Origin of the sequence: Pseudomonas sp. UYIF39 (assembly GCF_029963765.1) — a bacterium.
GTDB lineage: Bacteria > Pseudomonadota > Gammaproteobacteria > Pseudomonadales > Pseudomonadaceae > Aquipseudomonas.
The window spans coordinates 169421-196146 of record NZ_JALBYU010000001.1 but is presented as its reverse complement, the minus strand read 5'-3'; the positions used below and the strand labels follow the sequence as shown (position 1 = coordinate 196146).

Sequence of the window (26726 nt, the reverse complement as noted above, 5' to 3'; positions counted from 1 at the left end):
GCAACACTTTTCCAACCACGAACAAGGCTGCGACCCATGGACCCGATCATCGCTGCGACTCATGCAGATCCTTATCCCTATTACGCGCAGCTGCGTGCCGAGGGTGGGCTGTTTTTTCACCAAGGACTGAAAGTGTGGGTGGCAAGTAGCGCCCACGCCGTTGCGTCCGTGCTGGCGCATCCTGACTGTCATGTCCGGCCGTCATACGAGCCGGTGCCCAAGGCGATTGTTGGCGGGATGGCCGGCAAGGTCTTTAGTCAGTTGATGCGGATGAATGAGGGCGAGCGGCAGCGTTGCCCGAGGTCGGCAATTCAGCCAGGGTTGGCGTTGATTGATGTCGATGAAGTCAATGCACTGGTCGGTGCGCGTCTGATCACTCCCGGCGCCGATGGGTTGTACAAGGCGATGTTCCGTGGGCCGGTGTGCGTGGTGGCTGCATTGCTGGGGTTCTCCCCGGCTCAGGGCCGGGTTATCAGCGAGCTGACGGCGGACTTCGTCGCGTGCCTGTCGCCGCTGAGCGATCAAGCGCAACTGAAGGTGGCGCACGTTACAGCAGAACAATTGAGCGGCTATTTCGTTGAGCTGCTGGATGACCCGAACAATCAGAGCACCCTGCTCGCCGGGATCCGCCATCGGCTCGCGGCAATATCTGGCGATTCTGAAATGCTGATCGCCAACCTGATCGGGTTGTTTTCCCAGACCTATGAAGCCACCGCCGGGCTGATCGGCAATGCGCTGTTGGCGTTAATTCGAAACCCGTCGTTGCACAGCGAATCAACACCCGTGGACGACTTGATCGCTGAAGTTCAGCGCTTCGATCCCTCGGTGCAGAACACCCCCCGGTTTATCGCTGCGCCTTGTGAAATCGAGGGAGTGCGCCTGAACCCCGGCGACATGATTCTGGTGCTGTTGGCTTCGGCCAATCGCGATCCGCAGCTCAATGACCATCCCGACGTCTTTCTTCTTGATCGTCCAGACCGGCGCAGCTTCACCTTTGGTGCGGGGCGGCATCAATGTCCGGGGCAGAAATTGGCGCTGGGGATAGCCAGTGCAACGCTGCGTCAGATTTTGGCAATGAAACCCTCACTGGACCGATTGGCCTGGCACTACCGCCCTTCCCTCAACGGCCGCATTCCGCTATTCAGCGACTGCCCCTAAAGAGGTATCAAGCATTGCGATACTCGACGGTCAGGTGAGACAACTCATGAACCGGCGCCAGACGTTCGCGAACGTTGTCGGCACTCACTCCCGCTGCCGCCACTACGCTGACAATCGCTGCCCGCGCCTCAGGCCCGACCTGCCAGACGTGAAGGTCGCTGATGTGCACGTCACCCGACGACTCCAGCAGTTCACGAATTTCAGCAGCCACGTGCTCATCGGTGGTGTCGAGCAGCACCGCAGCACTGGTGCGCATCAGACCATAGGCCCACTTGGCGATGACGATGGCGCCGACGATGCCCATCACCGGGTCCAGCCAGACCCAACCGAGGTAACGGCCGGCCAGCAAGGCGGCGATGGCCAGCACCGAGGTCAAGGCGTCGGCGAGTACATGGACATAAGCTGAGCGCAGGTTGTTGTCGTGATGGTGGTGATGGCCGTGGCCATGATCATGGCCGTGCCCATGATTGCCCGCCAGCAAAAACGCACTGACGATGTTTACCGCGAGCCCCACCACCGCAATCATCGTCGCCTCCGTAAAGGCCACGGTGGTCGGCTGAAACAGGCGCAGGATGGATTCACCGGCGATACCGAGCGACACCAGCCCCAGCACCATGGCCGAGGCAAAACCGGCTAGATCACCGACCTTGCCAGTACCGAAACTGTAACGGGCATTGTTGGCATTGCGTCGGGTAAAACCGTACGCCGCTGCCGCAATGCCCAAGGCACCGGCATGGGTCGCCATGTGAAAACCATCGGCCAGCAGTGCCATGGAGCCGGTGATGTAACCGGCAGTAATCTCGCCAATCATCATGACGAAGGTCAGCGCCACCACCCACAAAGTGCGGCGGGCGTTTTCATCATGGGAGGCGGCGAGAAACATGTGGTCGTGAGAAAAATTCAAAGCTTGCGGCGTTTGTGTCATGTGTCCGGATCTCTATTTCGAGTAGCGACGAATGGCTTGCAGCAACTCTTCCAGGCCTTCGGCGCGCTCTTCGTCGCTGAGGCCAGGACGTGCGACGTGTTCACGGGCGTGGGCGTCGATGAACTGATCCATCAAACCGTTAACCGCACCGCGGACAGCCGCGACCAGATGCAAGGTCTTGGCGCAATCAGCGTCGGACTCAAGCGCCCGCTCTATGGCCTGCACCTGACCTGAAATGCGCCGAACCCGGTTGAGCAAGTCATCTTTGTGTTCGTGGATGTGCGCCATACCTATACCCCCTACCCCTATGTTGCGCACATAGTCACTGATCCCGGTAGAACTGGCAAGACGACAATCAGCGAGGGCCTATCGAAACCCTGCTGAAAAATCCGCATCCGCAACGGTCACGCCAGTCGCAGCGCAACAAAATCGATAAAGGCTTTCAATTTTGGCAGTGATTTGCGCGAGCGTGGATACACCATTTGCACCGGCTTGGGCGGCGGAGCATAGGCGTCCAGGATCCGCACGAGTTCGCCATTCGCCATGGCAGCCGACACCAGGAAATCGGGCTGCATCAAAATCCCCTCTCCAGCCACGGCCGCCTGCAGCAGCACTTGGCCGTCATTGCTTTTCAGCACCGCTCCTTCGGGCCAGGCAACCTCGCTGGCGCCGTTTTGCAAAGGCCAGGCAAACCGGTTGTTCCAGGACGTGTGGGTGAGGATTCTGTGTCGGTGCAGGTCTTCGGGAGATTGGGGTTCCTGCCATTTTTCCAGGTACCGGGGCGATGCGCAGATCACCATTCGATACGGCGGAAATCCTGAACGCCAGATCGAAAGACGTCTCGTACAGGTCCACCACTTCGTTGCTCAGAATCAGCTCGACCTGGACCTGCGGATAACACTTCATGAACTCCGACACCAGAGGACCGACCAATGACACGCCGAGGGTCATCGGTGCGGTGATTCGCAACAGGCCGCTGGGCTCCGGGCTCGACGCTTCCACCCGGCTGAACGCGTATTTCACCTGTTCCAGTGCCCGCTTGGCTTCTTCATAAAACAACCGCCCTTCCCCGGTGATGGATTGCCGGCGGGTTGTGCGTTGAATGAGCTGGGTATTGAGGATTGTCTCCAGGCTCTGGATATGCCGTCCAACCATGACCGCCGACATCCCGATGTCACTGGCCGCATCGGCGAAGCTGCCCGCCTCGACCACGGCGACGAAAACTTCCATTTGCCTGAGTTTGCTCATGACCATGCCTTGTGAGGGGAGGAAACTGAACGCTTGATTAAGTACATCAGGTTAAAGGAGTAATAACCGGCAATGCGTTTATCACGAAGGGCGTTCTCCATAGAGTCACATTATTAAATGTGAACAACGAGGCTCCATTGATGCAAACCCTACTGGACACGTCACTGAGTTCTTTTGCGCGGGCAGACCTTCTGCAAGGCCCTACGCCCATTCAGCGCGCCGAACGCCTCGAACAACTGCTGGGCTTGAAACCGCAGGGAGTCGGCCTGTTTCTCAAGCGCGACGATCATATGCTGATTGGCGGTGGCGGTAACAAACTGCGCAAACTCGAATTCCATATCGGCGCAGCGCTGGCGGCCGGAGTCGACACGGTGATCAGCGTGGGCGGCATTCAGTCCAACCATGCGCGCCTGACCGCCGCGGTGTGTGCTCGCCTGGGCCTTGCCTGTGAACTGATCCTGACCCGCGCGGTACCCAAAACCGATGTCGATTACGAACTCAACGGCAACGTTCTGCTCGACCAGTTGTTCGGCGCACAGCTACAGGTGCTTGCCGGGGGCAGCGACTCACTCGCCATGGCCGAAACACGGGCCACGCAACTTCGGGATTCAGGGCGCAACGTACTGGTGATTCCCACCGGTGGCTCAACGCCTCTGGGCAGTCTCGGTTATGCGCGCTGCGCGGCGGAGATCGCGCAGCAGGAGACGGAACTCGGCCTCGCCTTCAATCAGGTCGTGGTGCCCAACGGCAGCGCTGGCACTCACGCCGGGCTCGCGGCGGGCTTCCAGTTGCTGGGCCGAGGCACCTCGATCGTCAAGTCCTATTCGGTTTTATCCGATCAAAGCACCTCAGCGGCCAGAACCCGGCAATTGACCCAGGACGCGTTGGCGCTGTTGGGCAGTAGCGCCATTGTGCAGGCTGAAGAGATCGCCATCGACGGCAGTCAGTTGGGCGACGGTTACGGTCTGCCGACGCCAGCCATGCAGGAAGCAGTGCGCCTGATGGCTCGCGCCGAAGGCCTGTTGATCGACCCTGTGTACTCCGGCAAAGCGTTTGCCGGGCTGTTGGCCGATCTCAGGCAAGGACGCTACCGTTCCGGGGACAACGTGCTGTTCGTGATGACCGGTGGAACACCGGGCCTCTATGCCTACCGGGAGACCTTTCAGTCTTAGCGGTTAATCGTCGCGGGTCAGTACTTCCTGCCATTCACTTCTCTCGATTGATTTTCCTATTGAGAGAAACACGTGCATTTGTACCAACAGGACCAGTTTCAGACCCGTCCTACAGCCATAGGATGCAATCCTGAGTTCTCACCAAGATATGAAAAACGCTCTGATTAAAGCTAAAAAAATCGATAACAAGGGCAACGTTCCAGGAGTAAAAAAGTGGGCCTTCTCTACCAGGATCCATCAATGAGCCACGAGGAAGCGACGAGGCTCCTTGCTAGCGATGTAGAAACGAACGTTATTGCCGCATTGGTTTCAATAGGCCTGAATGAACAGGACAAAACCTGGGCTCAGAACACTTGCCTCAAGTACCTCGCAAGTGAGATCGAATCGATTGCAGCAACCGCCATCACCGCGCTTGGTCACATAGCCCGCAGGCATGGCGGTCTGGATACGAAAATGGTGCTCCCGGCACTCGAAAGTGTGAAGTACAAATTCCCCTCCTTGGAAGGAGTTGTTATGGACACCCTTGACGACATCGACGCATTCACCTGAATCACTGTGGCGTGGTGGCTTGATCAATGCTCCAAAAAAAACCTCCCTTTCTGTGAGCAGATAGGGAGGTTTTTGTCATTTCAGCTCATATGCCAATCAATCGTCGCGCGTCAGCACTTCCAACAATTCAATTTCGAAGATCAGGTTCGAATTCGGTGTGATCGCACCCATCATCCGCTCGCCATAGGCCAAATTCGCAGGCGCAAACAGCTGACGTTTACCACCGACCTGCATGCCCATCATCCCCTGCCCCCAGGTATTTCGACAATGACATAGACGCAGGAAACTGGAACATGGCAATTAGGACATGTCCTACATCCAGCGTTGGAGCCCCCGTGTAATGTCCCGTTGCCCCAGCCTCACGCTGGAACTTGAAAGGACGCTAATGGCTCGCAATAAAGACATACCGCGGGTGCAAAACCCACCGTCAGGGGACGGGCACCACATAACCAGCCGCTACATGACCGCCACCGAATTAGCAGAGCGAGACGCCAGACAAAAATCCTACGACGACATGCTGGCTCGACAACAGGCGTATGAAGACCGTTTTATCAGCAAGCCTCAACAGCAGAACCGTCCCAGTTCCATGGGGTGTGTATTCACCAAAAGCTTTAACCTCCCAAACGGTGTAATCAATCACGACAACGCGGCGGGGTTTGTTCCAGTTGAAAAGCTGGCCGACTATGGGGAATTCTCCCTGCTGGGTGGCCGTGAAAGGGATGCAGCGGGGAACATTCCTCTCAAACAAATCAGTGGCAGCACGTTGCCTGCTGCACTGGGAACGCTTCTCTTAGGCGGGGCTAGTCCTGCTGGTACCGGGACTGCTGCAGCGGGTGCTGCTGGTGGTGCAAGCATCGTGACGGCTAGTGTTGTTACCGGTGCATTGGTGGGAGTGGTTGCACTGTTGTGGCCGTCGAGTCTCGGCGACAGCAGCCTGTATACAGACGAACAACTCAAATCGCTCAAGCAAGGCCGTACACGTCTTCGACTATACGTCGAGCAACAAGCCGATGGCACCTTGAAAGCCTACGGGTACAACACCCAGAAGCGCCGCGACTGGGAAATGATTCCTGTAGTGCAGTTCCTCGCACAAGGCTCTCAGCAAGTGGCTGATTTTGGTGATGGCGTAACACTGATATGGACGCCAGCGGTTGATCCGTCGAGCACTTCAGGTATCCCTCCGCTAGAGGGCGGCCCGCAAGCCCCGCAAATCTTGATTTATCCGCCTACTGAACAGGCAGATAACATCATCGTCAACCCGATTTACCCCCCAGAATACAAGGACTTCATTCTTGTTTTTCCGTCTGACTCCGGTGTGCAGCCGCTGTATGTGGTGGTTTCAAGACCTGCTGGTAACGGTGATATAAAGTACCACAGGCCGCCGCGGGCATTACCTGCATTCCCTGATGCCCTTCCTGTTAAATCAAAAAGCAGTGTTCAGGGCGGCGGGGGTAAGCGCAGTCGGTGGAAAGACCGAAAGGGGCGAATATATGAATGGGACAGCAAGACAGGCGCAATAGAGATCTATGACAAGCAAGGTAAGCATCTTGGCGAGTTTAACCACGAAACAGGTGAACAGATAGACCCCGCAATACCTGGCAGAACCACCGAAAAGTAAATTAAGAGGCTATTTATGTTTTTATGGATTAGTGGATTTTTAAAAGATAGTGACGAGGACGACTCCTTAAAATACGATCTTACAATTCTGCCTGAGTTTGAAGTCGCGGTAATGGATGTTCTAGGCTGGAAAAATTTTGATGAAAGCGCGGATGGAGAATGGCTACTGACCGGCGAGCAAGTCCAACAAGTCGCTAAAGCTCTCAATGAGCAGTTACCGACTGATCTGGACCTCTTCATAGGGGTGCGGGAGTAGGCACGGCTGACACGCTCGTTAATATCAAGACGTTCACTTAACATGCCAAATCAACATCAAAAGATCGCACGCTGCGATCTTTTGACTTCCCCAAAACAACAATCAATCAATCATCGCGCGTCAGCACTTCCAGCAATTCAATCTCGAAAATCAGGTTCGAATTCGGCGTGATCTTGCCCATGGTCCGTTCACCGTAGGCCAAATGCGCCGGCACCCACAACTTGCGCTTGCCACCAACCTGCATGCCCATAATCCCCTGATCCCACCCTTTAATCACCCGACCCGTGCCGATCACGCACTGAAAAGGCTTGCCACGGCTGTAGGAAGAATCGAACTCGGTACCGTCTTCCAGCCAGCCGCGGTACTGCGTGGTGATCAGAGCGCCTTTTACGGCGGCTTTGCCGTCGCCCACCTGGATGTCGATTACCTGAAGCTCATCATTCATTGCATGCACTCGTGTGTTCGTTTGCCCGATAGGCGTTATGGGCGCCGTTTTCCCAGAAATGCGCCCGATTGGCAACCGATTCGATCTGTTTCTGGCATTAACCGTGAACTAAGATAAGCAACACCTAACCCCCACGGATCAACACGCCATGACGGCAACCCCTGAATGAATCTCGACTGGACCAGCGCAACCATCGGCTCACTGATGCTTGCCTTGATCGTCGCATTGATCTGTCGCGAGCACTCGTTACAAAAGCAGCTGGCCGAGTATCGCGTGCTGATCACCAGCCTGACGGACGGACAAAACATCCGCCAGGATGGCGACGTCGAACGCTTCAAGCGTAGCCAGTATTTCGCCCGTATCGGCACGTGGGACTGGGATGTCGACACCGACAAGCTCTACTGGTCGGACGCGATCTACGGCATGTTCGGCTTCAAGATCGACGAAGTAACGCCTTCCTACGCGCTGTTTTGCTCATGTGTTCACCCGGACGACCGGGCCAAGGTCCGGGCCGGGGAATTGCGTTGCCTGGAAACCGGCGACAACCATGACGAGGAATATCGGGTGGTCTGGCCCGACGGCACGATCCGCTGGCTTCGGGAAACCGGCAATGTGGTCAAGAACGACCACGATGCAACGATCAAGATGATGGGCGTGGTACGCGATATCACCGAGGAAAAAGCCTCCGCCAGCTACCTGCAACACTTGGCCCACTTCGACCCGCTGACCGGTCTGCCCAATCGTCTGGTGCTCGAGGAGCGTCTGTCCGAGGCGCTGGAACAGGCGCGCATCAGTGCCACGAGGGTTGCGCTGGTGTTTGTCGACCTCAATGGTTTCAAGGCAATCAACGATCATTACGGCCATGCCGCCGGCGACCGGGTACTGATCACCACCGCCACCCGACTGAAGAAAATCCTGCGCTCAACCGATACCGTCGCCCGGATCGGTGGCGACGAGTTTGTGGTCATCCTTCAAGGCCTGTCCCAGGGCAACAGCCTGCAAGACGAAGCCCGCAGCATCTGCCAGAAAATCTTCGTCGAACTGTCGCCACCGGTGACCATCGGTAATGATCAACGACACATCGGCACCAGCCTGGGGGTCGCGGTGTTCCCGGACCATGCGCCGAGCATGGACCGGTTGATCCATATTGCGGATCTGGCGATGTATGAGGCGAAGCGCAGTGGGAATAATCAGTATCGGTTGGGCACTGAAAGCCCCGTACGCGCTCACAGCGAATAGCCCTTCGACGGTTTAACGCTCCACTGGCGTGATATCCACAATCGTCCCGTTGGTAATCATCACCATCATGTACTTGTCATTGATCTGCACCCACTGCGCCTGAGCCTTCGGCGCCTTCAGGCCTTTCTGCTTCCAGTTGACCAAGGCTTTTTCGCTGCGCTGGTAAACGTCGGGGGCACGATCGCCCTTCACCAGTTCGCGGGCGTTGTTAACCCCCGGCTGGACGGTTTTTTGCGGTGGGTCATCTGCTTGAACAATGGGACTGATACCGGCAACGCCGGCGGCGATGGCCAAGGCGGCGATGAGGGATTTGTTGTTCATGGGGGTGATCCTCCTGTGATGTCGCGGTACCAGAACTCCGACTGCATAGGCAGCGAATCATTCCTTACGGATTGCATTGATCCGTTTCACACATCAATGCATGCCAACAATGCAATTAACATATCGATCACCCTGCTCCACTATCCGCCCCAATAAGAACCGTGCGCCGCGTCCAGGCGGTGCACGTCATAAAAGCGGTGGAGTACACGTCTATGACAGCATCAACCCAACGGCCCGCGACTTCCGGTCGCTCCCGGGCCAGTGCGATTTTCCGGGTCACCTCGGGCAACTTCCTCGAACAATTCGACTTCTTCCTTTTCGGCTTTTACGCCACGCAGATCGCTGCCGTGTTCTTCCCGGCCAGCAGCGAGTTCGCCTCCCTGATGATGACCTTCGCGGTGTTCGGCGCAGGCTTTCTGATGCGACCGTTGGGCGCCGTGGTGCTCGGTGCTTATATCGATGAGGTGGGCCGGCGCAAAGGGTTGATCGTCACCCTGTCGATCATGGCCAGCGGCACGATTTTGATTGTGCTGGTGCCCGGTTACGAAACCATCGGGCTCTTCGCCCCGGCCATCGTCTTGATCGGCCGCTTGTTGCAAGGCTTCTCGGCCGGCGCAGAAATGGGTGGCGTCTCGGTGTATCTCTCGGAAATCGCCACGCCGGGCAACAAAGGCTTCTTCACCAGTTGGCAGTCGGCCAGCCAGCAAGTGGCGATCATTGTCGCGGCAGCGTTGGGCTATGGCCTGAACCAATGGATGGCGCCGGCGATGATTGCCGACTGGGGCTGGCGGATTCCGTTTTTCGTTGGCTGCATGATCGTGCCGTTCATTTTTTTCCTGCGTCGCAACCTTGAGGAAACCGAAGAGTTCGCCGCCCGCAAACACCGTCCGAGCATGGGCGATGTGTTCCGCACGTTGGCGCAGAACTGGGTGATCGTGTTCGCCGGGATGATGATGGTCGCCCTGACCACCACCGCGTTTTACCTGATCACCGTTTACGCACCGACCTTTGGCAAAACCGTGCTGCACCTGAGTACATCTGATGCGCTGCTGGTGACTTTGCTGGTGGGCGTTTCGAACTTCTTCTGGCTGCCGATTGGCGGTGCACTGTCGGATCGCATCGGCCGTCGCCCGGTGCTGATTGCCATGGCCCTGCTGACCTTGGCCACGGCGTATCCGGCGCTGACGTATCTGGTGCAGGCGCCGAGCTTCATCAACATGCTGTTGGTGCTGCTGTGGTTGTCGTTCATTTACGGTTTGTACAACGGCGCGATGATCGCCGCGCTGACGGAAATCATGCCGGTCGAAGTTCGGGTCGCCGGTTTCTCCCTGGCTTATAGCCTGGCCACGGCGGTGTTCGGTGGTTTCACGCCGGCGATATCAACCTTCCTGATCCAGTACACCGGCGACAAGGCTGCGCCCGGTTACTGGATGAGTTTTGCCGCGCTCTGTGCGTTGTGCGCGACGCTGTATCTCTATCGCCGTTCGACCGGTCGCCTGCAACCGGCGATGTCCTGACCCCTTGAGAGCACATGACCATGAAGAAGCTATTCAATTTTGCTGCCCTGGCTTTGCTGGCCGGTCTCGGGCTGAGCACCGTCGCCCAGGCCGAAGAGATCCGCGTGATGACCTCCGGCGGTTTCACCGCTGCCTACAAAATTCTCGGCCCGAAATTCGCCGCCTCCACGGGTAACACACTGGACACCGCCCTCGGCCCGTCGATGGGCAAGGCGCCGGAAGCGATTCCCAATCGTCTGGCTCGCGGTGAAAAAGCTGACGTAGTGATCATGGTCGGCTACGCCCTCGATGACCTGATCAAGCAAGGCAAAGTCGATCCCGCCTCACGGGTCGAGTTGGCGGACTCGCGGATCGGCCTGGTGGTACGTGAAGGCGCGCCGAAACCGGACATCAGCTCTGTCGACGGCCTGAAAAAGACCTTGCTCGAGGCGAAGTCCGTGGCCTATTCCGACAGCGCCAGTGGCGTGTACATCGAGGAACAATTGTTCAAACGGCTGGGCATCGAAGACCAGCTCAAACCCAAGTCGACGATGGTTGCGAAAATCCCGGTGGGCTCGGTGGTTGCCACTGGCGACTATCAACTGGGCTTTCAGCAGGTCAGCGAGTTGCTGCCGGTGCCGGGCGTGAGTTTTGTGGCGAAGATTCCAGAATCGGTGCAGTCGGTCACGCGTTTTGCTGCTGGCATTCCGGTGGGCGCACAACACCCGGCGCAAGCCAAGGCATTGCTGGATTACCTGGCCTCCACCGCCGCTCAACCGGATGTGAAAGCCACTGGGCTGGACTCAGTCAGTCGCTGACCTGGACTTTCATTTCCACCACCAGCCGTTCCAGTTCCAGTGCCGCCGGGGTCAAGGTACGACCCCGGCGCTTGATCAAGCCGACACTGCGCATCACCTGCGGATCGGTCAGCGGCACCCGCGTCAGGATCGGGTGATCCGCCGCCGGCTTTGCCATCAAGGGCACCGCTGCCACGCCCAACCCCGCTTCGACCAAACCAATCATCGTCGTCACATGCCGGGTTTCGCAGATGCTCGACCGCTGCGGCACGATGCCCGTGAGCGCCTGATCCAGCAGAAAGCGATTGCCGGACGTCTTGTCCAGCGAGATGTAGTCCTGCTGATAAAACTCGTCCCACGTCACGCTGGCGCGTCCGGCCAACGGATGATCGCGCCGGCACGCCACCACATAACCTTCCTGTACCAGCGGCTCGAACTCCACTTCCGCCTCGAGGGTGCCCATGAAACTCAGGCCGAAATCCGCCTCGCCGTTGACCACCGCACTCAGCACTTCGTGGGCGCTGGAATCGAGGACCTTGACCTTGATCCGTGGAAACTGCCGATGGTAGTGGGCGATCACTCGCGGCATGAAGTAGTAAGCCGCTGAAGGCACGCAGGCCACGGTGACGTGACCGAGACGGGTCGAGGCGACTTCGCTGATGCCCAATAGCGCCACGTCCAGATCGTCCAACAGACGCTCGACGCTCGGCATGAAACCGCGTCCGGCCTGGGTCAGGCTGACCTTGCGTGTGGTGCGCTCGAACAACCTCACACCGAGGGCGTCTTCGAGCTTTTCGATGCGCCGGCTCAGCGCCGGTTGGGAAATGCGCACCGCGTCGGCCGCCTTGCGAAAGCTGCCCTGCTCCACCACGGCGCGAAAGGCTTGCAGGTCGTTCAGGTCGAAGTTGATGGCCATAATGCGTACTCGGGAACAGGCAGATTGATCAGCTTATCCTATGAATGTAACCAATTGATGCTAAATGTAACCTCACACTGAGCGTTCGTGGCTGACGCATCAAGCGCCAGCCTTTATCCTTGTCGCCCTCGCCGTACCGAGTTCTGGAGTAAGTCATGCCCCATGAAGGCAACCTGTTGCAAGCCGCTGTCGTGTTTTTGTTCGCGGCCGTGCTCACCGTTCCCTTGGCCAAGCGCCTGCAACTGGGGGCGGTGCTGGGTTATCTGTTTGCTGGCGTGATCATCGGGCCATCGGTACTGGGCCTGATCGGCAATCCGCAAAGCGTCAGCCACATTTCCGAACTGGGGGTGGTGTTGCTGCTGTTCATCATTGGCCTTGAACTATCGCCGCGACGGCTGTGGGTGATGCGCAAATCGGTGTTCGGCGTCGGCCTGGCGCAGGTGCTGCTGACGGGCTCGGTGATTGGTATGTTGGCGTTGTTTGTGTTCGGCCAGCCGTTGAACAGCGCGATCGTGCTGGGCTTGGGCCTGGCGCTGTCGTCCACGGCGTTCGGTTTGCAAAGCCTGGCCGAGCGCAAGGAACTGACCAGCCCTCACGGGCGCTTGGCATTCGCGATTCTGTTGTTCCAGGACATCGCCGCTATCCCGTTGATCGCCATGGTGCCGTTGCTGGCGGGCGGCGATCACAGCAGCAGCGCTGGCGAAGGCCTCAATCACGGCTTGCGCGTGCTGGGCAGCATCGCGGTGGTGGTGATCGGTGGACGATATCTGCTGCGCCCGGTGTTCCGGGTGGTGGCCAAGACCGGTTTGGCGGAAGTCTCGACCGCCACTGCGTTGCTGGTGGTGATCGGCACGGCGTGGCTGATGGACCTGGTCGGCGTGTCCATGGCGCTGGGGGCGTTCCTCGCAGGCTTGCTGCTGGCGGACTCCGAATACCGCCACGAACTGGAAGCGCAAATCGAGCCGTTCAAGGGATTGCTGCTGGGGCTGTTTTTCATCAGTGTCGGCATGGGCGCCAACTTGAGTCTGCTCCTGAGCGCGCCGATCACGGTGCTGGGCCTGACCCTGTTGCTGATCGCAATCAAACTGCCGCTGCTGTTTGTTGTCGGTCGGCTGGCGGGTGGTCTGGGCAAGGTCAGTGCAATTCGCCTCGGCATCGTGCTCGCGGCCGGTGGTGAATTTGCGTTTGTGGTGTTCAAGATCGGCCGCGTCCAGGGACTGTTCGAACCGCGCCTGTATGACTTGCTGGTGCTGACCATCACCTTGTCCATGGCGGTAACGCCGCTGCTGTTGCTGGTGTGCGCGAGACTGGTCAGCCCCAAGGTTCAACCGGTGGTGGTGCCGGAGAAATTCCGCGAGATCGATACCGACACGCCACGCGTGGTGATCGCTGGCATGGGCCGTATGGGGCAGATCGTTGCGCGGATTTTGCGCGCGCAGAACATCAAATTCGTCGCCCTCGACACCTCGGTGGAAACCATCGAACTGTCCCGCAGTTTTGGCGGTGTGCCGGTGTTCTACGGCGACCCGATGCGCCCGGAGATCCTCAGTGCGGCCAAGGTCGAGCAGGCGGAATACTTTGTCATTGCCACCGACGACCCGGACACCAACATCAAGACCGCCGAGTTGGTGCACAAACTCTACCCGCACATCAAAATCATCGCCCGGGCCCGTAACCGTCAGCATGTGCATCGGCTGGTGGACCTTGGCGCCGAGGCCATTCGGGAAACCTATTATTCGAGTCTGGAAATGAGCCGGCGCACGCTGGTCGGCCTGGGGCTGACCCAGGCCCAGGCGGATGCGCGGATCAAACGTTTCAAGCATCACGACGAGCAAGTGCTGGAAGCCCAGCATGCGATTTATGACGATGCGGCGAAGGTATTGCAGACGGCGCAGGAAGCCCGGGTGGAACTGGCGAGATTGTTTGAGTCGGATCAACTGGAAGAAGAATCGGGAACGATCATAAGGACACCTCGATGAGCAATGCAGACCAACCCGCCCCTGCCCTCAAGGAAATCTTCAACGCCGAGCGCCTCAAACACATCGCCACCGAGATGACCGCAATCTATCCCGCGTTCAACGCCAAGGCCTTCCTGAAACTGGCCAACGACGGGCTTGCCGGTTTATCAATCATGCAGCGCATGGCCCGGGTCAGCGAGTGCCTGCACGCGGTCCTGCCGTTGAGCTATGAAGAAACGCTTGAAGTGCTGCGCGCCCTCGCTCCGCGGCTGAACAGCGGTTTCGTCAGCATTTCATTACCGCATTACGTCGCGACGTACGGCGGACATGCCTTCGAACAATCCATGGACGCCCTCAAATACTTCACTGCGTTCGGCTCCTCGGAGTTCGCGATCCGCTATTTCTTGCGCAGCGACATCGAACGCTCCCTGGCGGTCATGCACGATTGGTCCCTGGACGAAAACGAACACGTCCGCCGCCTGGCCAGCGAAGGCAGCCGACCGCGCCTGCCATGGTCGTTTCGACTGGAACAGATTCAGGCTGACCCAACATTGGCGGCGGTGATCCTCGATAACCTCAAGGCCGATAACAGCCTCTACGTGCGCAAGTCCGTGGCCAACCATCTCAACGACATCACCAAGGATCATCCCGAATGGGTGCTGGACCTGATCGAAGGCTGGTCGCTGGACAACAAACACACGGCCTGGATCGCCAAACATGCCCTGCGCAGCCTGATCAAACAGGGCAACCAACGAGCGCTGGCGATCATTGGCGCGGGGGGCAAGCCTGAGGTCCAGATCATCGATGTGAAGGTGCAACCGGCGGTGATTCGCCTGGGTGAAAAAATCACCCTGTCCTTCGCCGTGAAATCCACGGTGCAGGACAGTCAGCGACTGGTGATTGACTACGCCATCGATTACGTCAAAGCCAACGGCAGCACATCAGCGAAGGTGTTCAAGCTCAAAGTGCTGACGCTTCCCGGCAAGGCGACCGAGACCATCGCCCGTAGCCAGCAGATCAAGGAACTCACCACCCGCAAACACTACGTGGGCAAACACGCCGTACACGTGCTGGTGAATGGAGAGCGCCTGGCCAGTACCGCATTCGAAATTATCCCTTGAAACACGAACCCCTGTAGGAGCAAAGCTTGCTCGCGATGAACGAAAACGCGGTGTGTCAGACCTGACGCCATCGCGAGCAAGCTCTGCTCCTACAGGGGATTGGGGCCCAGCAATAAATCCTGCTCGCTCTCACAAAGCTGCACCACGTAATCCCACAACACCCGCAACCGCACGGATTTGTGCAGCTCACGCCGCGTGCTGATCCAATAGCTGCGCTGAATGCTCTCATCCGGCAACAACGGCACCAGGCCAGGATCGGCGCTGGCCATGTAACACGGCAGCACGGCGATCCCCAACCCGGAACGAGCGGCCTGTTGCTGGGCGATGACGCTAGTGCTGTGGAAGACCACCTGCGGATTGCGGCAGAAGCTGTTGAGGAACATCAACTCCTGGCTGAACAACAGGTCATCGACATAGCCGATCCAGGCGTGGCGACCGAGGTCTTCGCGGCTGCGCAGCGGTGGCGAGCGGTCCAGATAGTCCTGGCTGGCGTATAGCGCCAATCGATAGTCAGTCAGTTTGCGCGTGACCAGCATGTCGGCGGCCGGGCGCTCGAGGTGGATGCTGATTTCCGCTTCGCGGTTGAGGATGCTGACAAAGCGCGGCACCGCCACCAGTTCCACTTCCAGCCCCGGATAACGTTCGAACAAGCCGTTCATGCGGCTGGCGAGGAACATGATGCCTAGCCCTTCCGTTACGCCGACACGGATCTTGCCCAGCGGTGCCGTGGACTGAGTAATTTCTTCCTGCGCCAGCAACGCGACGTTTTCCATGGCTTCGGCATGTTTGAGCAACGCTTCGCCCGCCGGGGTCAGCTCATAACCCTGCGCATGCTGAACAAACAGCGCGGTGCCGAGGCTCTTTTCGATGGCCTCGATGTGCCGGGCCACAGTGGCGTGGGTGGTGTTCAAACGGCGGGCGGCGGTGAGCAAACGCCCGCTGCGCTGCAACTCGAGAAAAAACCGCAGGTCATTCCAGTCGAACATGAACCGTCCTTGAAGTGAGGCTGTTTAAAAACGCACAGCGGCTGCGCAAAAACTAACATTCTTTTGACGAAAGCTAACAACTAGGATGACCGACAACAAGAACAACAACATGAGGTCACGGATGCAGACTTCCCTGGATGAATACGACTACATCGTGGTCGGGGCCGGCCCGGCCGGTTGTTTGCTGGCCAATCGGTTGTCGGCCAACCCGCAACATCGCGTGCTGCTGCTCGAAGCCGGCGGCCGCGACAACTATGCGTGGATTCACATTCCCGTGGGTTACCTGTTCTGCATCGGCAACCCGCGCACCGACTGGTGCTTCAAGACCGAAGCGCAACCCGGCCTGCAAGGCCGCGCCCTGAGTTATCCGCGTGGCAAAGTGCTCGGCGGCTGTTCCTCGATCAACGGCATGATCTACATGCGCGGCCAGGCCGATGACTATGACGGCTGGGCGGCCCAGGGCAATCCCGGCTGGAGCTGGCAAGACGTGCTGCCGTTGTTCAAAAAGAGCGAAAACCATTTTGCCGGCGACTCGGAATTTCACGGCGCCGCCGGGGAATGGCGGATCGAACGTCAGCGACTGTCGTGGCCGATTCTCGATGCCTTCCAAAGGGCCGCCGAGCAAAGCGGCATCGCCAGCATCGATGACTTCAACCAGGGCAACAACGAAGGCTGCGGCTACTTTCAGGTCAATCAGAAAGCCGGGATTCGCTGGAACGCGGCCAAGGCGTTTCTCAAACCGATCCGCAACCGCCCCAATCTCACCGTGCTGACTGACGTCGAAGTCGACCGCGTGCTGCTGGAAAATGGCCGTGCGTCAGCGGTCAGTGCGCGTTGGCAGGGTCAGGCGAAAACCTTCAAGGCGCGCAAGGAAATCGTGCTGTGCGCCGGTTCCGTCGGCTCACCGAGCATCCTGCAACGTTCCGGAATCGGCCCTCGTCCGCTGCTGCAACGATTGGGGATCGGCGTTGCCCATGAACTGCCCGGCGTGGGTGGCAACCTGCAGGATCACCTGCAACTGCGCCTGATCTACAAACTGGAAAACGCCCGCACACTGAATCAAATCGCCGGCAGTCTGTGGGGCAAGATGGGCATGGGCCTGCGTTACCTGTATGACCGCAGCGGCCCGCTGTCCATGGCGCCGAGCCAACTCGGAGCCTTCGCCCGTTCGGGACCGGAGCAGACATCGGCGAATCTCGAGTACCACGTTCAACCGCTGTCGCTGGAGCGTTTCGGCGAGCCGTTGCATCCGTTCCCCGCCTTCACGGCGTCGGTGTGCGATCTGCGCCCGCAAAGCCGTGGCCGCGTCGAGATTCACTCCACCGATCCGCAGGAAGCACCACTGATTCAGCCCAATTACTTGAGCCATCCGGAGGACTTGCGGGTGGCAGCGGATGCCATTCGCCTGACCCGCCGCATCGTCGCCGAACCGGCCCTGCAAGCGTTCAAACCGGTGGAGTACTTGCCCGGCGACAGCTTTCAGAGCGAAGAACAATTGCACGAAGCCGCCGCCCGCATCGGCACCACCATCTTCCATCCGGTCGGCACCTGCCGCATGGGCAACGACGCGGACGCAGTGGTCGATGCGCAGCTCAAGGTCCACGGCATCCCCGGCCTGCGCATCGCCGACGCCTCGATCATGCCGCGCATCACCTCGGGCAACACCTGTTCGCCTACGCTGATGATTGCCGAAAAGGCAGCACAACTGATCCTGGAAACACCCACAAGGAGTTTTGCACCCGACGAAAAAGCACTGACCGCAGTCTCTTGAGCAAAGGAATAGCGACGCCAGCCCATAAGGCCGGCGCCGACAGTGGAACAAAAAAAACAATCACTGTGAGGGATACCGATATGTCAGAACATGTTCAGCCTCTGGAAGCCGTGCGCAGCGCGGGCACCAGCAAGGAAACCCAGAAAGTCATCTTCGCCTCGTCGCTCGGGACGGTCTTCGAGTGGTACGACTTTTTCCTCTATGGCGCCCTCGCGGCGGTGATCAGCAAACAGTTTTTCGCCGGGGTCAACGACACCACGGCGTTCATCTTTGCGCTGATGGCGTTCGCCGCCGGCTTCATCGTGCGGCCGTTCGGCGCCTTGGTGTTCGGCCGATTGGGGGACATGATCGGGCGTAAATACACCTTCCTCGCGACCATCATCCTCATGGGCCTGGCGACCTTCTGCGTCGGGCTGCTGCCGACCTACTCGAGTATCGGCATCGCCGCGCCGATCATCCTCGTGTTGCTGCGCATGCTTCAAGGCCTGGCCCTGGGCGGTGAATACGGCGGCGCTGCCACTTACGTGGCCGAACATGCACCGATGGGTAAACGCGGCTTCCACACCAGCTGGATTCAGTCCACCGCAACCCTCGGTTTGCTGCTATCGCTGCTGGTGGTGCTCGGTTGCCGCTACTTCACCGGTGACCAGTTCGAAGTCTGGGGCTGGCGGATTCCGTTCCTGTTTTCGATCATTCTGCTGGGCATCTCGACCTGGATTCGCATGAGCCTGCACGAGTCGCCGGCGTTCGTGAAAATGAAAGAGGAAGGCAAGCTCTGCAAGTCGCCGCTGCGCGATTCCTTCGGCAAATGGGAAAACCTTAAAGTCGTACTGATCGCCCTGTTCAGCATCAACGCGGGGCAAGCCGTGACCTTCTACGCGGCGCAGTTCTACGTGCTGTTCTTCCTCACCCAGTTCCTGAAAATGGACCCGGCCCTGGCCAACAGTCTGCTGATCGTCAGCGTGATCATCGGCGCACCGTTCTTCATTTTCTTCGGCTGGCTGTCGGACAAGGTCGGGCGCAAACCGGTGCTGATGATCGGCCTGCTGCTGGCCACCGCGCTGTACTTTCCGATTTTCAAATCCATCGCCCACTACGCCAACCCGGCCATCGACCAGGCCAGCCGTCAGGCACCGATCACCGTGCTGGCGGACCCGGCCACCTGCACCTTCCAGTTCGACCCGGTCGGCAAGGCGAAATTTGATAGCCCTTGCGACAAGGTCAAAACCTTCCTGGTGAAACAGGGCCTTCCTTACAGCAGCGAAGCTCTACCTGCCGGCAGCGCCGTGCAGGTGAGCGTCGGTGAAGTGAAACTCGATGGTTACGATGAAGCGGCCCTGCGAGGCGCCGTGACCCTGGCGGGGTATCCGTCAAAAGCCGACACCCAACTGATCAACAAACCGATGATCGTGGCGCTGATCGTCGCGCTGATCATCATCTCCGCCATGTGCTACGGCCCGCTGGCAGCGCTGATGGTCGAACTGTTCCCGACCCGTATCCGCTACACCTCGATGTCCCTGCCGTACCACATCGGTAATGGCTGGTTCGGCGGTTTCCTGCCAACGGTGTCGTTTGCCTTGGTGGTGTACACCGGGGACATCTTCTACGGGCTGTGGTACCCGGTGGTGATAACCGGGGTGAGCCTGGTCGTCGGGATGATCTGTTTGCGTGAGACCAAAAACGTGGATTTGGATAAAAATTGAGCTCACCACAATCCCCGTGGTGAGGGGATTTATCCCCTCGCCACAGGTAAGCTCGACGACATCGGCAGCCCCGCCATTCCACAGACCGAGGCACCATGATCATTTCATCCGCATCTGACTATCGCGAGGCAGCACGTCGCAAACTCCCGCGTTTTTTGTTTGATTACATTGATGGCGGAGCTTATGCAGAACACACGCTGAGGGCCAATAGCGCTGATCTGACCAGCATCAGCCTGCGTCAGCGCATTCTGAAAAACGTCGAAACCCTGAGCCTTGAAACCACCCTCTTCGACCAACCGCTTTCAATGCCGATCATATTGGCCCCGGTCGGACTCACGGGAATGTTCGCCCGTCGTGGTGAGGTGCAGGCGGTTAAAGCGGCGGAAAACAAAGGCATCCCGCTTTGCCTATCAACGGTTTCGGTGTGTTCGATCGAAGAGGTCTCGGCACAAAGCAAACAGTCCATCTGGTTTCAGCTGTATGTGTTGAAAGACAGAGGCTTCATGAGAAATGCACTGGAGCGGGCGAAGGCCGCCGGTGTGAAAAACCTGGTGTTCACCGTGGACATGCCCACGCCCGGCGCCCGATACAGGGATGCGCATTCGGGCATGTCAGGTCCTTTTGCATCATCGCGGCGAATGCTTCAGGCCATGACCAAACCCGACTGGGCATTCAACGTCGGCGTCATGGGGCGTCCACACGACCTGGGCAATATCTCGAAGTACCTTGGCAAAGCCGTAACCCTCGAAGACTACATGGGGTGGTTGGCCAATAACTTCGACCCTTCGATCAGCTGGAGCGATCTGGAGTGGATTCGTGAGTTCTGGAAAGGCCCGATGATCATCAAAGGCATTCTCGATCCTCAGGACGCCCGGGACGCTGTCAGCTTTGGCGCGGACGGCATTGTCGTGTCGAACCACGGTGGGAGGCAGCTGGACGGCGTGCTCTCCACCACCAAGGCATTGCCGCCCATCATGCAAGCCATCGGTAATGATCTGACGGTGCTGGTCGACTCGGGAATCCGCTCGGGGCTTGATGTCGTACGGATGTTGGCGCTGGGCGCAAAAGGCGTATTGCTGGGGCGTTCCATGGCCTACGCACTGGCCGCCGATGGTCAACGCGGGGTGGAGAATATGCTGGATATCTTCGCCAAGGAAATGCGCGTTGCCATGACCTTGACCGGGGTGACCTCGATTAGCCAGATTGATGAATCCACGCTGGTGGATGGTGTTCGATGAGTTGAGCGCAAGGTTGGGGTACATATCCGTTTCTGCGGTGATGGCTACTGGCGGTTTCGCTTTTACAGCGAGTCACTTGGAAAAGCCCCAAGTAACCAAGGGCTCTTGCCCCGCCATTCGGTGCCTCGCCCAGGCTCGGTATGCCGTAAAGAAGGCATTGCTCCGGGGGCCCGCCGCCATCGGCCATCCATGGCCGGGGGCGGCTACCGCGGCATCCTTGCCGCGGCGCCCCCTGCGCAATACCTGCGTTCGGCCTCTGGGAAAGGGGCAAGCAGATCAAAAGCCAAAGCAACGGCAACGGCAACGGCAACGGCAACGGCAACGGCAACGGCAACAGCAAGATCAACAGCTTCGCGAGCAAGCCCGCTCCCACATAAAGCAGATCGGCGTACAGCTTTTGCTTCTCACCACTCAACAGGCCGAGCGTTAGCTCGCCTGCTGCTTTTGAGCTTGATGCACCGCCCCCTCAAGAGGCCGAGTGGAGGTTCTGCGCAGTGGGCAACCCGGCATGGATGCCGGGTTAGCCGCCCCCGGCCATGGATGGCCGATGGCGGCGGGCCCACGGAGCAGGACCGGAGCGAGGGCATGCCGCGCCTACGCGAGGCACCGAACGAAAGGGGAAGAAGCGCTTTGGTTACTTTCGCGCTTTTCGAAAGTGACTCGCTGTAAGAGCGAAACCGCCAGCCGCCGTTACCGAAGAAACGGATATGCACACGATCAACAAAACACAGGTCGGCCCTTGATCCACCGCCCTCTCAATACACATGTGTGCCTGAAAAGCGCCCCTCACTCAACGTCTTTGAGAACTTCAAAGGTCACTTGATCGGGATAAAACGCCATGTAACCGCGAATCTGCTCCACCGACACTTTGGGGTCTTCATAGCTCCACACCGCGTTAGCGCCTTCATGCCCCGGGACTTGCAAGCTGAAATAGCTGGCATCGCCCTTGTAGGGGCAATAACTCGTGTGATCGGTGCGGGCAAAGTACTTTTCATCGATATCCTCCTGCGGTACGTAATACACCGGAGGATAGTTGGCCTCAAGCAGCACAAGGGCGCGCGAGGACGCGGCCACCTGAATACCGTGAAACTTTACCAGCAGGCAGCCCGGCTGCTCTGCGATGGTGATGACAGGACTAGGACCGGTGCTTTTCATGAAATACGTTCCTCATGATGCTGATGGGCTGCGCTGCAGCCCCAAAACCTGAGACCACGACTTTCAGGTATAACCCAGATTTTGCACTCATGACGGCTTCGCAGCCGAACGGGATGGTGCGGCGTTCCGACGAGCCTCCTCGACGGCATCGCTGATGCCAAGTCCCTGCACGGCGAAGTTCTTGGTCCTTCCACCGAATTGAATATTCGAAGTCGGCGAAACATCGTCTACGATCAATAGCACCGTTGTCACCCCTACTGCGCAGTCAGGCAGTCGTGGCGTGGGGGTTCGAGTCTCAGAAACTTGAGGGTCCCCACATGCCCGCCACGAAGTTTTCTCTCGATCAGAAAATCATCACCCTGGATGCCCGCCCCGATCGCCTCGACCTGCGCGATCGGATTTTCACCCCACGGGTCCAGTCACTGCCGCCCTCCTGGCCCGCCGACAAAGACATCGCCACCGAACTCTCTGCCTACCTGGGTAAGGGCCTGGTGCTCTACCAAGGCAACGAAGGTGCGTGCACAGGGTTCGGGCTGGCGGCGGTGGTCAACTATTTGTTGTGGCTGCGGGACCGGGCGTCCATCAAGACGAGCCCGCGTCAGCTTTATCATTTGGCCAAACTCTATGACGAATGGCCAGGAGAGGACTACACCGGTTCCAGTTGTCGCGGCGCGTTGAAGGGATGGCATAAGCACGGAGTCTGCGCGGAGGAACTGTGGCCCTATACCGTCAAGCCCGACGGATCGGTTCCGGCGTTTGAAGCGCCCGCCGAAAATTGGGCAACAGACGCCGTGACCCGGCCGCTGGGGGTTTACTACCGCGTCGAGAAAGACGACATCACCGCCATGATGGCGGCGCTGTACGAAGCGGGTGCGCTTTACGTTTCCGCCAATGTGCATCAGGGTTGGGCACTGATGCAGCCCAAAGGCAAAAAACGTCCGCCGGCGGTGTTCCAGAGCATGTCTCAGCTGCCCGTCATCAAATGGCCGACAACCAGCCAGGGCGGTCACGCCTTTGCCTTGATCGGCTACACCCATCAGGGGTTCATCGTGCAGAATTCCTGGTCAACCGACTGGGGATTCTCGGGCTTCGCCATCCTGACGTTCGAGGACTGGCTGGCCAACGGCACCGACGCTTGGACCGTGGCCCTCGGTGTGCCGATTGAACACGGCGCGTTATCGCACAACGCGCGGCCTTCACGTTCCCGGGCCGATGTTCAATCAGCGTTTCGCAACGCGCTGTCGAGCTCCAGCGCCAAGCGTGAAGGTTTCTCGCTGTTCACCGCCGGTGCCCGCGATACCGGTCGCAAAGGACCTCCCCTGTTGACCATGGATCAGGCGTATGGCCTGACCATCGTGATGGAAAACAACGGCAGTATCGGCCCCCGCCTCACCGACGTCGAAAACGTCCGCGCGGGCGTCAAGCGAATCGTCTACGAGTCACCGCGCGCCTGGTACGACAAGCTCTCGGCAGCCAACAAACCCGCCGTGCTGCGCATCGCCGTCATCGCCCATGGCGGGCTCAACTCCGAGCAGGACTCCATCAATCGAATCTGTGCGATGGCGCCGTACTTTCTTGAAAACGGCATCTATCCATTGTTTGTCACCTGGCGAACCGGGGCGCTGGAGACATTTGCCGACATCGTCAAGGACGCCCTCCCGGGGCTGTTTCCCGAGGCTGGCGGCATCAGCGATGTGTTGAAGACCCTCAAGGACAAGGCCCTGGAAGGTTTTGATCGCACGGTGGAACTGGCCACCAAAAAACTCGGCGGCGATCAGTGGAGTCAGATGAAGCAGAACGCCGAAGCGGCCTCAGTCGCAGGCTTTACCCCGCGCGGGCTGGTGGAAATGGCGGAGAACCTGAAAAAACTGGTCGCCGACATGGGCAAGAAAAACGTCGAAATGCATTTGATCGGCCATTCTGCGGGCTCCCTGATCAATGGCCACTTGATTCAACTGCTGTGGGCCAGGAGTTTGCCTACCGAAACGTCGACGCTGATGGCCCCGGCCTGCACCCTTGATTTCGCCAACCAGACCTACCGCAAAGTCATCGAAGGTGGAGGCCTCAAGCGCAAGGACTTCCACATTCACCTCATGTCCGACAGTCGTGAACAGGATGACAACGTCATCGGCGTGTACCACAAATCCCTGCTGTACCTCGTTTCCCGGGCCTATGAAGAACTGCAACGCATGCCACTGCTGGGCATGGCCAAAAGTCTGGACAAGCAGTGTCAGGACTTCAGCAATCCCGATCTGGCGGAGTGGAACATCGCCGCCAAAAACATGACCGAACAGTGGAACCAGTTTTACTTCGGGAAAACCATTCCGACCGGGTTTGCCGCCACGGGTCGCGGGCTTCCCGAAGCGTTCGCGCAAACCCTGCATATCTTCAACGATCCGAAAATGAACTATGGCGCAGGCACCAAAAAAGACACCTCCCACGGAGGCTTCGATAATGATGTGAACGTGATTACCGCAGCGTTGCTGACCATTCTCAGGCGAGAGCCCGGCGCGAAGCTGGACCAACCGGTGGTTAACCTAAACTACTGAGGCGTCTGTGCAATGAATCGCAACGCACCGACTGTACATCCATACAGATAAAGATTGCTCCATCGCTCGTCAGCCGCCATTCTGTCCGCCTCTCGACAGTTGATGAGCGATGGTGGTTATGCGGCTGTACCTCTGTGAAAAACCTTCCCAGGCCAAAGACATTGCGGCCGTCCTCGGCGCCAGGCGTCGTGGCGACGGCTGCTGGCTGGGAACGGACGTCACGGTGACCTGGTGCATCGGCCATCTGCTGGAAACCGCGCCGCCCGACGCCTATGACGCGCGTTACAAGCGATGGGTGCTGGCGGATCTGCCGATCATTCCAGAGAAGTGGAAGATGACCGTCAAACCACGCACGGCCAGCCAGTACAAAGCGGTCAAGCGGCTGCTCGGCGAGGCCGATGAATTGGTGATCGCCACCGACGCCGACCGTGAAGGCGAGATGATCGCCCGGGAACTGGTCGAGCATTGCCGTTATCGCGGGCCGATCCAGCGGCTATGGCTGTCGGCGCTGGACGATGCGTCGATCCGCAAGGCGTTGGCCGCCCTGAAGCCGGGGGCCGAGACCTTTAGCCTGTACCATTCGGCACTCGGGCGCTCGCGGGCCGACTGGTTGATCGGGATGAACATGAGTCGGCTATTCACGCTGCTAGGGCGTCAGTCGGGTTATCAGGGCGTATTGCCGGTCGGTCGGGTGCAAACACCGACCCTGCGCCTGGTGGTGGATCGCGACCGCAGCATCGCCGATTTCGTGCCGGTCGCCTATTGGGCCATCGATGTGCAACTGCTGCACGACGGCACCACGTTCACCGCCCAGTGGCGTGCGGCCTCCGAGGTTTGCGACGATCAGGATCGCTGCCTGAATCAGGCGTTGGCGCAAAATGCAGCGGCAGCCATTGGCAGTGCGGCGAGTGCCCGGGTGATCAAACTGCGTACCGAGCGAATGCGCGAAGTGGCACCCCTGCCCTTCGATCTGGGCACCTTGCAGGAAGTCTGCTCGAAGAAGCTCGGGCTCGGCGCCCAGGAAACCCTCGACATCGCCCAGGCCCTGTACGAAACCCACAAGGTCATCACCTATCCCCGCAGCGACTGCGGTTACCTGCCCGTGAGTCAGCACAGCGAAGCACCGGGCATTCTGGCCGCGCTGAGGCAGGCTGATCCGGCACTGAATGCCTTGAACGATTTCCTGGAGCCTCAGCGCCGCTCACGGGCCTGGAACGACGCCAAGGTCAGCGCTCACCACGGCATCATCCCCACCGCTGCGGCGAAAAACCTCGAGCGATTGGCGGGCAAGCAGCGGGCGGTCTACACCCTGATCCGCGCGCGTTATCTGGCGCAGTTTCTACCCAACCATGAATACGACCGGACCCAGGCCGACTTTGACTGCGCCGGTGAAGCCTTGCGTGCCGTCGGCAAGCAGATCGTCGAACCCGGCTGGAAGCGCGCCTTGCCCGAGGCCCTTGCCCCGGCCAAGGGCCGCGAAGCACCGGCGCCGCAAACGCTGCCGGCATTGGCCGAAGGACGTGATTGCGCAGTGGCCGACGTAAAGCTCAAGGACCTCTGGACGCAACCGCCCAAACCGTTCACCGAAGGCGATCTGATCAAGGCGATGAAGAACGTCGCCAAACTGGTGGAAGATCCCCTGCTCAAGCAGAAACTCAAGGACACCACCGGCATAGGCACTGAAGCGACCCGCGCCTCGATCATCCAGGGCCTGCTCGACCGTGGTTATCTGATCAAGAACGGCAAGGCCCTGGCCGCCACCCCGGCCGCGTTCAGCCTGATCGATGCCGTGCCGCGTGCCATCGCCGACCCCGGGACCACGGCAATCTGGGAGCAGGCCCTGGACATGGTGCAGAGCGGCGAGATGAGCCTGGAAGAATTCGTCACCAAACAGGCCGCGTGGATGAGCAAACAGGTCGCCCGTTGCGCCGGCCTGAGCCTGACCATCAGTGGGCCGGCAAGCCCCGCCGGGCGCGGGGCCACGCCATGGAAAAACAAACGCAAGCCCGCCAAACGCAAGCCCTCGACGGGCACCAAGCGCGCGGCAAAACCGACGAGCAAGGCTTGAGGGCACTTCGAGCAAGCCAAAAGGGTCTAGTGTTCTTC

Annotated in this window: 22 protein-coding genes and 2 pseudogenes; 15 read left to right on the top strand and 9 right to left on the bottom strand. The window is 59.0% G+C overall.

The window, feature by feature from the left end; translation table 11 throughout:
• Nucleotides 1-36: 36 nt before the first annotated feature.
• Nucleotides 37-1158 (top strand): cytochrome P450, encoded by a 1122-nt coding sequence (locus MO767_RS01030; RefSeq protein ID WP_282479017.1) that lies wholly within the window; start codon nt 37-39, stop codon nt 1156-1158.
• 7 nt (nt 1159-1165) lie between these two features.
• On the opposite strand, the gene dmeF is transcribed toward MO767_RS01030, so the two are convergent.
• The 3 genes and pseudogenes from dmeF to MO767_RS01015 form a co-directional block, all read right to left on the bottom strand.
• Nucleotides 1166-2083, bottom strand: a complete 918-nt coding sequence (gene dmeF, locus MO767_RS01025; RefSeq protein ID WP_282479016.1) for a CDF family Co(II)/Ni(II) efflux transporter DmeF — start codon at nt 2081-2083, stop codon at nt 1166-1168.
• Nucleotides 2084-2095: 12 nt separating this feature from the next.
• Nucleotides 2096-2371 (bottom strand): metal/formaldehyde-sensitive transcriptional repressor, encoded by a 276-nt coding sequence (locus MO767_RS01020; protein WP_033054491.1) that lies wholly within the window; start codon nt 2369-2371, stop codon nt 2096-2098.
• Nucleotides 2372-2487: 116 nt separating this feature from the next.
• A pseudogene (locus tag MO767_RS01015) lies at nt 2488-3313 on the bottom strand (LysR family transcriptional regulator).
• 158 nt (nt 3314-3471) lie between these two features.
• Here MO767_RS01015 and MO767_RS01010 point away from each other — a divergent pair.
• Nucleotides 3472-4503, top strand: coding sequence for a D-cysteine desulfhydrase family protein (locus tag MO767_RS01010; RefSeq protein WP_282479015.1), 1032 nt, complete (start codon nt 3472-3474; stop codon nt 4501-4503).
• 240 nt (nt 4504-4743) lie between these two features.
• A complete protein-coding gene (locus MO767_RS01005; RefSeq protein WP_282479014.1) occupies nt 4744-5052 on the top strand; it encodes a hypothetical protein in 309 nt (102 codons plus the stop codon).
• 96 nt (nt 5053-5148) lie between these two features.
• On the opposite strand, the pseudogene MO767_RS01000 reads toward MO767_RS01005, so the two are convergent.
• Nucleotides 5149-5301: pseudogene (locus MO767_RS01000) on the bottom strand (FKBP-type peptidyl-prolyl cis-trans isomerase); the annotation flags it as partial.
• A gap of 136 nt (nt 5302-5437) precedes the next feature.
• Between MO767_RS01000 and MO767_RS00995 the strand changes: the two are divergent.
• Both MO767_RS00995 and MO767_RS00990 read left to right on the top strand, forming a co-directional pair.
• Nucleotides 5438-6670, top strand: a complete 1233-nt coding sequence (locus tag MO767_RS00995; protein ID WP_282479013.1) for a colicin E3/pyocin S6 family cytotoxin — start codon at nt 5438-5440, stop codon at nt 6668-6670.
• 15 nt (nt 6671-6685) lie between these two features.
• A complete protein-coding gene (locus tag MO767_RS00990; protein WP_282479012.1) occupies nt 6686-6925 on the top strand; it encodes a pyocin S6 family toxin immunity protein in 240 nt (79 codons plus the stop codon).
• 106 nt (nt 6926-7031) lie between these two features.
• Here the strand turns inward: MO767_RS00990 and MO767_RS00985 are convergent, their stop codons facing one another.
• Entirely contained in the window at nt 7032-7370 is a 339-nt protein-coding gene (locus tag MO767_RS00985) for an FKBP-type peptidyl-prolyl cis-trans isomerase (protein ID WP_282479011.1), read from the bottom strand.
• A gap of 165 nt (nt 7371-7535) precedes the next feature.
• Here MO767_RS00985 and MO767_RS00980 point away from each other — a divergent pair, with 165 nt between their 5' ends.
• Nucleotides 7536-8609, top strand: a complete 1074-nt coding sequence (locus MO767_RS00980; RefSeq protein ID WP_282479010.1) for a sensor domain-containing diguanylate cyclase — start codon at nt 7536-7538, stop codon at nt 8607-8609.
• Nucleotides 8610-8621: 12 nt separating this feature from the next.
• Here the strand turns inward: MO767_RS00980 and MO767_RS00975 are convergent, their stop codons facing one another.
• Nucleotides 8622-8930 carry an RcnB family protein gene (locus tag MO767_RS00975; RefSeq protein WP_282479009.1) on the bottom strand — a complete coding sequence of 103 codons (309 nt, stop codon included), beginning with the start codon at nt 8928-8930 and terminating at the stop codon, nt 8622-8624.
• Nucleotides 8931-9142: 212 nt separating this feature from the next.
• Here MO767_RS00975 and MO767_RS00970 point away from each other — a divergent pair, with 212 nt between their 5' ends.
• Both MO767_RS00970 and MO767_RS00965 read left to right on the top strand, forming a co-directional pair.
• Complete coding sequence (locus MO767_RS00970) at nt 9143-10447, top strand: MFS transporter (RefSeq protein ID WP_282479008.1); 1305 nt, start codon at nt 9143-9145, stop codon at nt 10445-10447.
• 20 nt (nt 10448-10467) lie between these two features.
• Complete coding sequence (locus tag MO767_RS00965) at nt 10468-11244, top strand: substrate-binding domain-containing protein (RefSeq protein WP_282479007.1); 777 nt, start codon at nt 10468-10470, stop codon at nt 11242-11244.
• On the opposite strand, the gene MO767_RS00960 is transcribed toward MO767_RS00965, so the two are convergent.
• A complete protein-coding gene (locus MO767_RS00960) occupies nt 11234-12139 on the bottom strand; it encodes a LysR family transcriptional regulator (protein WP_282479006.1) in 906 nt (301 codons plus the stop codon). The genes MO767_RS00965 and MO767_RS00960 overlap by 11 nt on opposite strands.
• Nucleotides 12140-12294: 155 nt before the next feature.
• Between MO767_RS00960 and MO767_RS00955 the strand changes: the two genes are divergently transcribed.
• Nucleotides 12295-14118: a monovalent cation:proton antiporter-2 (CPA2) family protein gene (locus MO767_RS00955; RefSeq protein WP_282479005.1), complete on the top strand. Its 1824-nt coding sequence runs from the start codon at nt 12295-12297 to the stop codon at nt 14116-14118.
• Nucleotides 14115-15218: a DNA alkylation repair protein gene (locus MO767_RS00950; protein ID WP_282479004.1), complete on the top strand. Its 1104-nt coding sequence runs from the start codon at nt 14115-14117 to the stop codon at nt 15216-15218. Before MO767_RS00955 ends, MO767_RS00950 begins: the two co-directional genes overlap by 4 nt.
• A gap of 89 nt (nt 15219-15307) precedes the next feature.
• Here MO767_RS00950 and MO767_RS00945 read toward each other — a convergent pair whose 3' ends face one another.
• Nucleotides 15308-16204, bottom strand: coding sequence for a LysR family transcriptional regulator (locus MO767_RS00945; RefSeq protein WP_282479003.1), 897 nt, complete (start codon nt 16202-16204; stop codon nt 15308-15310).
• Nucleotides 16205-16325: 121 nt separating this feature from the next.
• Between MO767_RS00945 and MO767_RS00940 the strand changes: the two genes are divergently transcribed.
• The 3 genes from MO767_RS00940 to lldD all read left to right on the top strand — a co-directional run bounded on the left by MO767_RS00940 (nt 16326) and on the right by lldD (nt 20916).
• Nucleotides 16326-17975, top strand: coding sequence for a GMC family oxidoreductase N-terminal domain-containing protein (locus MO767_RS00940; protein ID WP_282479002.1), 1650 nt, complete (start codon nt 16326-16328; stop codon nt 17973-17975).
• 80 nt (nt 17976-18055) lie between these two features.
• Nucleotides 18056-19678 (top strand): MFS transporter, encoded by a 1623-nt coding sequence (locus tag MO767_RS00935; protein WP_282479001.1) that lies wholly within the window; start codon nt 18056-18058, stop codon nt 19676-19678.
• Nucleotides 19679-19773: 95 nt separating this feature from the next.
• Nucleotides 19774-20916: an FMN-dependent L-lactate dehydrogenase LldD gene (lldD, locus tag MO767_RS00930; protein ID WP_282479000.1), complete on the top strand. Its 1143-nt coding sequence runs from the start codon at nt 19774-19776 to the stop codon at nt 20914-20916.
• 786 nt (nt 20917-21702) lie between these two features.
• On the opposite strand, the gene MO767_RS00925 is transcribed toward lldD, so the two are convergent.
• Complete coding sequence (locus tag MO767_RS00925) at nt 21703-22071, bottom strand: DUF427 domain-containing protein (protein WP_282478999.1); 369 nt, start codon at nt 22069-22071, stop codon at nt 21703-21705.
• 317 nt (nt 22072-22388) lie between these two features.
• On the opposite strand from MO767_RS00925, the gene MO767_RS00920 reads away from it, so the two are divergent.
• Nucleotides 22389-24620: a C1 family peptidase gene (locus MO767_RS00920; RefSeq protein ID WP_282478998.1), complete on the top strand. Its 2232-nt coding sequence runs from the start codon at nt 22389-22391 to the stop codon at nt 24618-24620.
• A gap of 118 nt (nt 24621-24738) precedes the next feature.
• On the top strand, nt 24739-26688 hold the full coding sequence (locus MO767_RS00915) for a DNA topoisomerase III (protein ID WP_282478997.1): 1950 nt from the start codon (nt 24739-24741) through the stop codon (nt 26686-26688).
• Nucleotides 26689-26726: the final 38 nt, after the last annotated feature.